A 12,127-nucleotide genomic window follows, 5' to 3' on the forward strand; every position below is an offset into this window, starting at 1 on the left:
TTTTCAGGGATTTCAATTGAGTGAGTTCTGGATAAAAGTCGATAAAACGCTTCGCTATCATGGGAGGCAGACTCTACGTTCTATACGCGGCGCATGGTGGGGTATGCGCAGCTTACCTGTAGAACGCCCTATTTTCGTCATCGGCTGTAGCAGAGCGGGCACTACTTTGGTATACAAAACATTTTCTGAATCAAGGAGTTTAGGCACGCTTCAGCGTGAAACGCATGATTTCTGGACGGAAATGCACCCTCTGGCCAATAAGCACTGGGATACCCATGCATTGAATGCTCAAGACGCCACTCAGAACGACAGAGATGTGGTGGCTCGCTATTTTTATACCCATACTGGTAACACGAGGTTTGTTGATAAGAATAACCAGAATGGCTTATGCGTATCCTATCTATATTCCTTATTTCCTGATGCTCATTTCGTTTATGTAAAACGCAATCCCGGTGACAACATCAACTCTCTGATTGAAGGTTGGGGTAAGCCTGAAGAATTCGCCACCTGGTCAAATTTATTGCCGGAAAGAATCACTGTGGAAAACGGTCGTTATACGCAATGGTGTTTCTTTCTTGCTAATGGCTGGCGTGATTACATAAATGCATCTATTGAGGAGGTCTGTGCATTCCAATACAACGCCATAAACCAGGCTATCCTCGATGATCAGTGCGTTATTCCAGCTGCACAGTGGAGTGAAGTATTCTACGAAGATATAGTGCGTCACCCGGCGCAGAGTTTTCGCAAACTATTCGAGGCGAGTGGCTTACCTTTTGATTCGCAACTGCAGATGCATTGCGAGAACGTTCTAGACACTCCCTACAATGCTTTCTCCGAAATCCGCCTGGATAAGTGGAAGGATGGCCGCAATCGCGAAAAAATTGAGCGAGTGTTAGCCAAAATTGAAGTTACCGCTGGTGCCATGGGGTATAAACTTTGAGTCGTTTCACCCGGGTATTTCATTTGTTCGGCTGGGGCAGTGTAATCGGCTTGCTATTGTTGGCATTGGTGGAAACCTGGCTACACACAGATGATTTTCTATATCGCTACCGCTCAGTGTTCGCCACAGGTCGGGCCATGGATAAGCTGCAGTATGTGGGCTCGCATACCCCGGCCTTGCTGGTGTTAGGAAATAGCCGTATAGATAACGGTTTTATCCCGCAAGTCTTGCTGGAAGGCGGTGTTGCGGAGGCCTCTGGCTTCAATATGGGTATGCCGGGCGCTAACGCGGGCATTCTTTACGGCGTGGTGAAACGTTTGGCGAATGATGGCAATTTAGGCGCAAAAGGTATACGTGCTGTGCTAATTGGCCTGGATGAGCATTTGTTACAAGCCGAGGACAGTCTAGGGTATGGTGTGTTTTATAGTGACCCCGCATGGCTATGGCAGAATCGCGACTGGCGCGGGATGCTGGCGCACAGTTTTCGCCTGTGGGGGTATTCTTCTAATTTGAAGCAATTGCGGGAACCGGCCAAGGCACTGGGATTTTTTCAGGCAAGCTTTGCCAGTATGGAGCCTATTGGTGGCGGTGCGGCAAAGCATTTTGGCTATCGAGCTGGTTTTGGTGGCTTGCAGGATGCGGGGCAGGTGCGCCGGCAGCAGGAAAGCTTTGATGAGCCCCCCGACGATATTCAGATCAAAGCACTGTTTGCGACCGTGGCTCTGCTGCAACGGTATGGAGTAGAGGTGGCAGTGATATATCCACCGTTGCTGAATCGTGAACTTTTGTACCTCACGCCGCAGCTGCCGGCAGCACGTCCCTATCTCGCTGTAGCTGAACGCCTGGCTGCCGAGGGTGTGCCGCAGTTGACACTAGAGATGGCTGCACAGCGCAACCCGGAAATGTTTGTAAATTCCGGTCACTTGAATGATCAGGGCGCTCAATATCACAGCCGCTTGCTAGCACGGCAATTGAGGGCAATCTGGCCAACCTTGTATGCCAAAGAGGGGGGCGCATGATCTTCAGCAGCATGAGCTTCATAGTGTTCCTGGTAGCGGTGTTATTCCTGTATGCCGCCACCAACAACTATCGCCAGCGTGCTGCCATCATTCTGGTAGCGAGCTTGGTGTTTTATGGGTCGTGGAATCCTGCCTACCTATTGTTGCTGACAGCTTCGCTTACCCTCAACTATGGCTTCTACCGCATCCTCCAGCAAACGCGTTCCCGTGCTTGGCTCAGTCTGGCTTTGGTGGTCAATTTAGGTGTATTGATATTTTTCAAATATTTAGGGTTGTTTTTCCAGTCTCTCATTACCTTGGGTGGCTATTTCCAATTTTCTGTGCCCGTCGAAACCCCCAGTTGGGCGCATTGGGCACTTCCACTGGGGGTGAGTTTCTATACCTTTCATATGCTCTCGGTGATGATAGATGTGTACCGGGGAGACTGGGTGCGGCCCATCAGCTTCCGCGCCTGGAGTATGTACGTCACCTTTTTTCCGCACATGATTGCCGGCCCCATCTTGCGTGCCAGCGAGCTGGTGGAGCAGCTGGAAAAACTCGAACCGCTTAAGCTGAATGAGGTGCGACTGGGCGCGCTGATTTTTATTGGCGGACTTATCAAAAAAACGCTGTTTGCCGACAATCTGGCAGGTATAGTAGAGCCGCTGTATGCTCACCCTGAGCAGCTCACTTTTTACACCGCTTGGCTTGCCACGACGGCCTTCGCCTTGCAGATTTATTTCGATTTTTCCGGGTACAGTGAGATGGCCGTTGGTCTCGCCCGCATGTTTGGTGTTACTCTTCCGCGCAACTTTCTCTACCCCTATGTTAGTCGCAGTGTGAAGGAATTCTGGCAGCGCTGGCACATTACTTTGTCACGTTGGCTCAGAGATTATCTTTATATTTCGCTGGGTGGTTCGCATTGCTCCTTTCCACGCAATATGGGCAATCTTATGATTACCATGGTGCTGGGGGGGTTGTGGCACGGCGCAGGCTGGAATTTTGTATTCTGGGGTTTCTTGCATGGCAGTTATCTGATAATACATCGTTTGTTGCTGCATGCTTTCACTTGGGCAGGCGTTACGGCGGGTTCTGTTATTGATCGAACTTTGTCCTGGCTGGGCTGGCCATTTACTTTTATTTTAGTGTGCTTTACTTGGGTGTTTTTTCGCGCTAATTCTTTTCCTGATGCTTGGCATATTAGTGCAACTATGCTTGGCCTGGCTCAGCACAGCGGGGCAATTCAAGTTATTCGCCTCTCGGAACAAGCTATGATCGCTTCGGCGCTGTTATTAGCGTTGATGGAACCACACATTGTGGCATGGTTTCAGCGGCAGAATCCCCTCAACTGGTGGCGGGTAGCTGCTCCGGTGCGCGGTTTTGCATATGCGACGCTGGTATTGACACTGGTATTGTTCGGTGGCGATACCCAGAAATTCATATATTTTGATTTTTAACATTACGATGCAGATTTGGCTAGGTGGAATAATTATAGTTTGGCTGTTCGTGCAAGTTATGTTGTTGTTCGTCTATCGTCATATGCTGGCCGCTTATTGGCGGGAACCGGTGCTATGCTGCCCGATACTGGTTTTTGAGAGTGACGATTGGGGTGCGGGGCCGCTGGAGCAGGCGCACGCACTAGATGCACTGCGACAGATACTAAAAGGTCACCGGGATCAGTCTGGTCATTACCCGGTGATGACTTTGGGCGTCATTTTGAGCATCGCGGATACGGAGACCATGCGCGCAGAAAAAGAGTCAGCGTACTCTCGGATTGCTCTTGATCTCGCGCGTTTCGAGCCTGTGTTGGCTGCACTGCGCGCGGGAATCAATGAAGGCGTATTCACCCCCCAATTGCATGGCATGGAGCACTATTGGCCACCTGCGGTAATGGCGGCGGCAAAGACAGATGCTCAAGTATCTGTGTGGCTGCAAACAAATGGGTTAGCGCATAGTGAAGAGCTGCCTCCCCGTTTGCAAAGTCGCTGGATTGACGCTGCTTCACTTCCTTCTCAGCCGCTGCCAGAAGCAGAAATTTATGCGGCTGTAGTGGAAGAAGTTAAAGTGTACATGCAAATTTTCGGCGCAAAGCCAGTCATTGCTGTGCCCACCACTTTTATCTGGAATAACATAGTGGAGCGTGCCTGGGCCGCCCACGGCGTGAGCTGCGTTATTACTCCGGGCACTCGTTACGAAAGTCGTGATGGGCAAGGGCGGCCGAAAGGAGACGGCAGGTTAATACTGAACGGCGAGCGTGGCCAAGGTGATGTGATGTACCTGGTACGCGACAAATATTTTGAACCTAAACTGGGTCATCGTGCCGAAAAAGGCTTGGATGCTTTATCGTTGCAAACTGCGTGTGGTCGTCCGACTTTGCTGGAAACCCACCGCTTCAATTTTCTAGGTGATCCGGCTCAGTCCACGGCTGCACTGGCAGAGCTGAACCGACTGCTGGTAGAAGCACGTGCCCACTATAGCAAGCTGCGATTTTTGTCCACGCAAGATATAGCTGAGGCAATTGCGAACCAGGATACGTCACTGATTATCACTGCTCCGCGAGCCCGTGTACCTGCTTGGCTTACGCGCATTAGTCGAGTGTCGCGTTTTTGGAAGCTTGCGCGGCTTACTGGATTGGTCTTGCCGCTGTGGATGTTAGGCAAATGGACTGCATGAGCGCGCCACGTTTCTCTGTCATTATTCCCGCTTACAATGCGAAAGATACTTTGGCGCGCGCAGTTGATTCAGTGCTGGCACAAATTTGGCCAGCGTTTGAAATTATTGTGATTGACGACGGCTCCATTGATGCTACTGCTACAGTGGCTGCAAGCTATGGGGAAAAAATTCGTTACCTGCACCAGGACAATGCCGGGGTGTCTGCCGCACGTAACCATGGTGCACGCATAGCGAGTGGCGACTGGCTGGCTTTTCTTGATGCTGATGACTGGTACTTTCCCAACCGATTAAAACGGCATGGCGAATGGATCGTCCGTGACGAAAACCTGGATTTTCTCACCGGCGATTATGAATATCGTGATGCCAGCGGTGCATTGATGGGTCTTTCCATGGAAAGCAAGGTGTCAGGTTGTGTCATGCTGGCCAAGGCTGCAGATAGCCGTGAAGTGGTTATGCAGGAGGAAGAGTTTGAGGTTTTTATTGCCGATCATTTCGGCGATACCCATACCCTAAGCTTGCCACGTGCCACTTTTCTGGAATTGGGCGGTTACCCACTGGGATTTAAGGTCTGTGAGGACGTACACCTTCTTACACGACTGGTAGCGCGCAGCCGCCGTGTGGGCGTAATTTGCGAGCCGTTGGCGGTATATTCCGTCCACGCTGCCAGTGCAACTCGCGCTGACCCGGTGCGCGCGCAGTTCGAAAATGTACGTACCCTGATTGCCCTAGGTGAACAGGCCGCCAACTTGCCTGCCGTGGTGCGTCGTGGATACACCACGCGACTGCGCCAGGCACGCCTGAATCTGGGCTATGCGCTGAGTAGGACAGGTAACCGTGTGGGTGCGGTACGTGCCGTGTTACCTTCGCTAATTGAAGCGCCTAGCCTTGCTAGCGTGCGCAATTTACTGTCCATTCTTAAAGGCTAAACATGCCCCGTTACTTGGTACTTACCGAATTATTTTTACCTACCAAAGGCGGCACCGCAGTCTGGTTTGCCGAGGTATACCAGCGTTTGTCGGGTAAGGAAACCCACATTGTTACTGCCGATGTGCCGGGTGCGGCAGCGGTGGACGCGGCGCATTCCAACACAGTACATCGTATCCGCATGCATCGGGTGACTTGGCTGCGACCGGAATCGTTGGGCATGTATGCTAACCTGTTTATCAAGTCCTTATGGTTGGCGCTTACTCACAGATTCACTGCTATCCATGCCGGTCGTGCCCTGCCGGAAGGTATCACAGCCTGGCTGGTGGCACGGCTGACTTTTCATCCAGTCGTGATATACGCTCATGGCGAGGAACTTACCACATGGGGGTATGGTCGCAAATACAAGGCAATGCGCTTTGCTTTGCGCCACGCTGACCGGGTTATTGCCAACAGCGAATACACTCGCGATGCACTCATTAAAATGGACGTGAATCCTGCCGGCATAACACTTATCTATCCTGGTGTGGACGTGACCCGCTTTCGCCCAGGTTTGGCGTGTGCTGAGTTGCGGCAATCAGTTGGCGTAACGGATGTTAGCAAGCTGGTTTTGTCGGTAGGGCGTCTGTCACGGCGTAAAGGATTTGACCAAGTGATCCAGGCACTACCTGCACTGATTAATGCGGGGTTGGATGTACAGTACGTACTGATTGGCATTGGCGAAGATTATGATTATTTATTCGATCTGGCGCGCGAACATGGCGTGACTGAACGAGTTCACTTGTTGGGGCACGTGAGTGTTGATGACCTGCCGCGTTGGTACAATGCTTGTGACGTATTTATCATGCCTAACCGTGAGATTAATGGTGATACTGAAGGTTTCGGCATGGTATTTATCGAAGCAGCAGCATGCGGCAAGCCCGCCATTGCGGGGCTGGCTGGCGGCACTGGGGCAGCCGTAGTGGACGGGGTGACGGGTTTCAGAGTGGATGGCACGAATACCGTTGCGGTCACTATTGCATTGCAACGAATATTGGAAAATGCGCAATCTGCGCAGCAGATTGGAAACCGTGCATTAACAAGAGCGATCAAACGATTTGACTGGGCTATCGTGGCTAAAGAAACGCAACAATTGCAAACGAAATAATGCCTGATCATTGGCCGTTGTTGCGTTTAAGTCGAATTTAACAGGAGAAAAGGATGAGGCTAATAAAATTACGCAATGCTTTTACACTGACAATACTGGTGGTGTTTGGATTGCTTGGAGCGAAGCAAGCATTAGCTGTGTTGCCATATAAAGCTACTGCGGCAGAAATATCAATACTGCCACGCATTTGCCAAGCAAAATTGAATTTCAATCCGGCAACCGACAGACAATATCCCGGAAAGGTAGGGCCGGATTGGCAGCACTTCCACCATTACTGTTATGCGCTGGTTTTTTTTAATCGGTATAAAGGATCTTTCAGTAACAAAAGTGACCAGCAATTCTATTTTCAAAGCGCAATAGGTGAATTTGAGTATATATTTGAACATTCGTCGCCCACTTTCTGGATGCGGCCGGAGATGCATGTTCAGAAAGGCAAGTTGTTTGCTGCCGTAAAACGCAATTTCGAAGCGGAAAGTGAGTTTCAGCAAGCGCTACAAATAAATCCAAACTATGTTCAAGCATATGTTGCACTCAGTTACTTTTATAAGAATACCGGTCAGAAATCGAAATATATTACGGCATTGGAACAAGCGTTACAGCTTGCGCCAAATAGTAAATCCATGCAAAGACGATATAAACAGGTAACAGGTAAAACCTTTACGCCACCCCCACCCACAGTCGAGCGGGCTGCACAGGACGCTCCTACGCCAATGCCTGTTGTGCAAGCCGCTGAGACAAGCGAAGTTAACTTGCCCACTACGCAACCTGTTTCTGCTTCACCGCCAGTTGTCGTGCCCGAAAAGATTGGCACCCCTACCAATCCATATTGCCGTTTTTGTCTGCCAGAGGAACTCATGATCAATCACTGATCTGTGGAGGTGTTACTGACAATATATTTGAGTCTAAATTATCATTTAATCCAGTTATTATTTAGTCTTAGCGCATTTTCCCACCCAAGTTAGTAGCTGCAGCTTCATGGTTTCTGCCAATTCAGGATTGTCGGCAATGCGGTTGTGCTGGCAGCCTGGGTCAGTTTTTAAGTCGAACAATTGGTATCGCGCGCCATCTACAGCAGGCTGGTAAACCAGCTTCCAGCGGCCAATACGGATCATTCTGTCCTTTGCCTCAAGCACAATGTCATGGTATTGCGGCTTTATTACCAGCGTGCCGCTGGCCTTGTCGGGAACTTCCAGCAGTTCTAGTAAATTTGGGTAGCGCAAGTGGTCTTCGTGCATACCCGGCAGGTCGGTAATCCAGATACCGGTTTCGTTGAAGGCTGGTAGTTCTAGGTCATTGTTTTTACCACGTATGATAGACGCCAGAGATACGCCCTCCATTGCCTCTTGAATAGCTAGCCCGGCCAGTTCCAGCAAGGTCGGTGCGATGTCAACGCTGCGCACAATCTGTTGTTGTATGCCATTACTGGGAGTACGTGGGTCATGGATGATGAGCGGGATCCGGGCTGAAAAATCGCCCACCGCGCTGTTTCCTTGTCCCCAAGTATTGTGCTCGAAAAACTCCATGCCATGGTCCGAGTAGACAACGACAATAGTGCTGTCTGCCAAGCCACAATCATCGAGATGGCGGAGCATCTTGCCTACTTCATCATCAAATTCAGCCGCGCAGCCGTCGTACAAATCAATGATTTGATCGAGATCAAATTCCTCTTTAGGTGCGCCCTGACGACGGATGACCTCGAATGGGTCAGTCAGTCGTGCCATGGCGAACTTGGATTCGCCGTTATAAGTTGGGTCAGAAAATCGTGTATACCATGGCCATTCCGAGGTAAATGGAGGGTGAGTGGTGGAGTAAAATATATTGAGGAAAAATGGCTGAACGCTATCCGCTAGACGCGAAACCAGACGCCGAGCATATTTACCCATCGATTGGGTCAGCGGCACACCTCCGAGGTAATAAATTTCTGGTAGCAGCAGCCGCCCCAACCGGTTGTGGGTGAACAATGACACAAACAGGCGTAAATCCTTTGGTCCCTGTCGTATCAGATATTTCAGGTTCCACTGGTCTTCCGGTAGATCGGTGTAATCGAAACCGAAGGAAAATTTGCCCATGTCGCCACCACACCAGTCAGACATCGCCGCTGTACGATAGCCTAGTGGCTTGAGCAGCTGTGGCAAAGCATCCACTTTGAGTCGAGTTTCCGCGTCACTGACAAAATTGTCGCGGATGCCATGGGTGTGCGGCCAAGTGCCGGTGAGCATGGAAATTAGACTCGGTGCGGTGCGTGCGCAAGGCACATAGCAATTGGCGAACAGTGTACCTTTTGCAGCGAGAGCATCGATGTGAGGTGTGACCGCGCGATGGTAGCCAAGTGCGCCCAAGCGATCAGCACGCAGCGTATCCGATCCGATCATCAGAATATTCGGTGGCGAATCGCTTGGCCGTCCAAGCGAGCGACCTCGATGTTGTGCTTCTGGCAGCCAAGCCGCCCAAGTGATCGTCCCCACGTAGAACAGTACGGTCGACCAAAAAGCCATGAGCTCTGCCACTTTATTTTGCTGTGACAATTGCCACGAAGCGGCGATCACTAGAAGCATGGCAGAGATCCCGAGCATACTTTGTATCAAATGGATGCGAGCAGGGGTGGCCCAATGCCACAGCGAATAAAACCGACTCATGCGATAGTGCATTGAGGCGACCAGTAGCCCCGGATTGAAGCGCAGCTTGCGGATGAATTGGAGCGCACTTGCACCGAGCAGCCCCAGTATGGCGGCTAGAATAGCCAGTTTTGAGGACCAGGTCCAACCCAAATTAATATTCAGCGAATAGTATATAAGCACGCCGCCGCCGCCCATATACAGCATCAGTCCAAACGCCCACAGACTGAGGCGTGCCAAGGCGAACACGATATAGTGCCGGTAATAGGTGCGGATTTCATCACGCATGCGCGGCCCGGTTTGAGAAAAATCAAACAAAGATTTTGCTAGCAGAGCCATGGTTCCGATGCCTGCCACAGCCAGCGCAGGAAGCACGCCCGCCCAATGCGAATTGCCGCTGACAAACCATGCGATCAGCCCGCAGATGACGGTCAAAAGAGCTAGTATCCCGGTAAGAAATGTGCTGAAATCAGAAGGAAGCGAAAGATTTTTGCCACGATGCCCTGATTCCCGACGGCCTTGCACTTCCCCTAAGGCGGCAGCGGTTCGCATCCAGTAGAAACGCCGCTTAGCCCATGAGTGGCTAAACACGCTGTGAAACCCATATTCCGCCAGCTTGCGCCACATATAGAGCGGAATTCGACCGTTGCCCTGAATACGTGAGATTGAGCGAGTGCGCTGAAAACTTTTTTTAAGCAGATAACTGAGTTTCAGACGATCAATATCCACATAATGATGCTGAACGATGCCCGGCACGTACTGACAACGTACACCGCGAATCATGGCGCGCAATACATATTCGCTGTCCTCGCCACCACCCAAATCGTGACCGTGCGGCCCAAGCTCGGTTGAAAACTGCCCGGCAAGGGCGAACACGTGGTGTCGCACCACGAGATTGCCACCTCCGGGGATAGGGCCTTCTTCCGCCGTGATCGTTTTGGGTTGATTGCCCTGGTTATAGCGGGGCACTGGTAGTGGGTAAACCCGATACGGTCCTTTGTCGTGCACCCACTCGGGTTCAGTTCCATCCCAGTCGGGCAGAATGCGGCCACAATACAAGCCCGCATCCGGCCAGGCCTGTGCAGCCTGCTCGATAGCGATTAGATAATTTTCATCGACCCGATGATCGTCATCAACAAAAGCTGCGAGTTCAGTGTCGATTTCTGGAATGGCTCGATTGAGTGCATGCGACTTGCCCGGCGTGGGTACTTCAATCAGACGTAGCGGTAAACAACCATTAGTTGCTTGTTGCATCTCATATATCTGCATGCGCGCTACCGTATCGTCGGTGCAGGCATTTGCTGCGACCAGAATCTGTACGGGCATTTCTGGTCGCTGTGCTGTATTCAATGAAGTCAACACCCGCTCAAGCAAATTGGCGCGATTGTGGGTGCAAATCAAAACAGTCAGTTTGAGCATGGGACGCTATGGATGTGTGTGAGCATTGATATGGGTGGGCATCAGGATTGGAATGGGCCCTACAATGCTGCGAGGACGGTACGCCAAGCTGGAATAATCAATCTAGGGGGCAGGCGATCCTGAAATCGCCAAGGGAGCTTGCTACGGATATTTCGTGCCCTCCCAGCTTTTATCATCCTTTGTCGCGCATTAGACAATAAACCGAAAAACTTGCTCGTACCACCCTTGCCGGTAACACCTCTTCGCTGGCGGTAATAGCCGTACTGTGCGATCTCAATGAATCCGGCATTTGCTGCGCTCTTTAGATGGGGGAGGACATCCGCAATAAGCGCCACCATGTCTCTATCCATCAAGGAATAGGGGCTGACTGCAACGGTTGCATTCGGACCGTGACGCTCCAGCGCGGCCAGCGAATCAGCCTCGACCTGCCAATGGCCGTGAGGGGATGGATCATCAAAACGGAACGGCACCTGTGTCATTTTCCCCGCCCTTGTCGGTTTTGCCATAGGCCTTGGAAGGTGCCGAGGAAATGACACACAACCATTTCACGATTGAAAGCCTCGTCTCGGGGTTGAGTTACATGCCCACCGATGACCCGCAGAACCGCCCTGAAGAACTGCGGAAACAGGTAAAAGGGGATATTGAAGATGCGCCGCGTGCCGGGCATTCCCTTCGTGATGGCTAAATTCCGGCTGGTTTGCAACCGCCAGCGGCGGAAGTAACCCTTGGTGAGGCGAAACGTTTCGACTTTGTGGTGAACCCGTGATCGCCCCAGAAAAACTGCTTTCATATTTGCCTTCAGAATTCGTTCAAACATCTCGCCGTCTTCGCCGCTAGCCAGTACTTTACCTTTGCGCCCGCGTAAGGTATCGAACCCTCCCACTTGATCGAAAAGAGATGCTCTAAAAGCCATGTTTGCACCGAAAGGTGGCTGGCTTGTTGGTGTGATTACGTAGTCGTCGATACGGTCAGTACGAACTGCGAGAAAGCCATAAAAGCGCTCGGTGAGCCACGCGGGCGGCGGCGTTTCCCAGATCGGCGCGATGTAACCGCCGCACGCGTCTGCGTTGAACTTCTCCAGTCCACTTAGCGTTACTTCCATCCAGTCCGGTTCAGGTAGCACGTCATCGTCGGTAAAAAGAAGGACGTCTCCCCGCGCGGCGGCGATGCCGTGATTGCGCGCGTGCGATAGTCCCTGAGCCGGTTCGAACTCATAGCGCAGTAGAGGCCATTCGGACTGCATCTCCTCCACGATTTTGCGCGTGTGATCTTTGGAGTTATTGTCGACGATAACAACTTCCCACTCGCGCGACGGACTGGTTTTTTGAGTGTGCAGCGCGCCCAGCGTGTCACGCAACGATTCGGCGCGATTATAGGTGCAGACAATAATTGTGGCGTCCATGATCGTAGA

10 protein-coding genes are annotated in these 12,127 nt (G+C 51.5%); 7 read left to right on the forward strand and 3 right to left on the reverse strand.

The annotated features are described in order from the left end of the window. Window positions 1-16: 16 nt before the first annotated feature. From MJ769_RS07710 to MJ769_RS07740, 7 genes are read left to right on the forward strand one after another with little or no spacing between them, the layout of a single operon-like run. Window positions 17-940 (forward strand): sulfotransferase family protein, encoded by a 924-nt coding sequence (locus MJ769_RS07710; RefSeq protein ID WP_239235924.1) that lies wholly within the window; start codon window positions 17-19, stop codon window positions 938-940. Continuing rightward, a complete protein-coding gene (locus tag MJ769_RS07715; RefSeq protein WP_239235929.1) occupies window positions 937-1,959 on the forward strand; it encodes a hypothetical protein in 1,023 nt (340 codons plus the stop codon). The genes MJ769_RS07710 and MJ769_RS07715 overlap by 4 nt, the downstream gene beginning before the upstream one ends. After that, window positions 1,956-3,395, forward strand: coding sequence for an MBOAT family O-acyltransferase (locus tag MJ769_RS07720; protein WP_239235931.1), 1,440 nt, complete (start codon window positions 1,956-1,958; stop codon window positions 3,393-3,395). Before MJ769_RS07715 ends, MJ769_RS07720 begins: the two co-directional genes overlap by 4 nt. A gap of 49 nt (window positions 3,396-3,444) precedes the next feature. Continuing rightward, entirely contained in the window at window positions 3,445-4,611 is a 1,167-nt protein-coding gene (locus tag MJ769_RS07725) for a hypothetical protein (protein WP_239235933.1), read from the forward strand. Continuing rightward, the gene (locus MJ769_RS07730; RefSeq protein ID WP_239235935.1) at window positions 4,608-5,537 is read left to right on the forward strand and encodes a glycosyltransferase family 2 protein; all 930 of its coding nucleotides are present in this window, start codon (window positions 4,608-4,610) and stop codon (window positions 5,535-5,537) included. The genes MJ769_RS07725 and MJ769_RS07730 overlap by 4 nt, the downstream gene beginning before the upstream one ends. A gap of 2 nt (window positions 5,538-5,539) precedes the next feature. Continuing rightward, window positions 5,540-6,682, forward strand: coding sequence for a glycosyltransferase family 4 protein (locus MJ769_RS07735; protein ID WP_239235937.1), 1,143 nt, complete (start codon window positions 5,540-5,542; stop codon window positions 6,680-6,682). 53 nt (window positions 6,683-6,735) lie between these two features. Further along, a complete protein-coding gene (locus tag MJ769_RS07740) occupies window positions 6,736-7,551 on the forward strand; it encodes a tetratricopeptide repeat protein (RefSeq protein WP_239235939.1) in 816 nt (271 codons plus the stop codon). 57 nt (window positions 7,552-7,608) lie between these two features. Here the strand turns inward: MJ769_RS07740 and MJ769_RS07745 are convergent, their stop codons facing one another. The 3 genes from MJ769_RS07745 to MJ769_RS07755 are packed head-to-tail and all read right to left on the reverse strand — an operon-like array spanning window position 7,609 to window position 12,118. Next, window positions 7,609-10,716, reverse strand: coding sequence for a sulfatase-like hydrolase/transferase (locus tag MJ769_RS07745; RefSeq protein ID WP_239235941.1), 3,108 nt, complete (start codon window positions 10,714-10,716; stop codon window positions 7,609-7,611). A 59-nt stretch (window positions 10,717-10,775) separates the two neighbouring features. Continuing rightward, entirely contained in the window at window positions 10,776-11,195 is a 420-nt protein-coding gene (locus MJ769_RS07750) for a hypothetical protein (RefSeq protein ID WP_239235943.1), read from the reverse strand. Then, window positions 11,192-12,118, reverse strand: a complete 927-nt coding sequence (locus tag MJ769_RS07755) for a glycosyltransferase (protein WP_239235945.1) — start codon at window positions 12,116-12,118, stop codon at window positions 11,192-11,194. Before MJ769_RS07755 ends, MJ769_RS07750 begins: the two co-directional genes overlap by 4 nt. Between the last annotated feature and the right edge of the window lie 9 nt (window positions 12,119-12,127).

Origin of the sequence: Candidatus Nitrotoga sp. BS (assembly GCF_927797785.1) — a bacterium.
Taxonomy (GTDB): domain Bacteria; phylum Pseudomonadota; class Gammaproteobacteria; order Burkholderiales; family Gallionellaceae; genus Nitrotoga.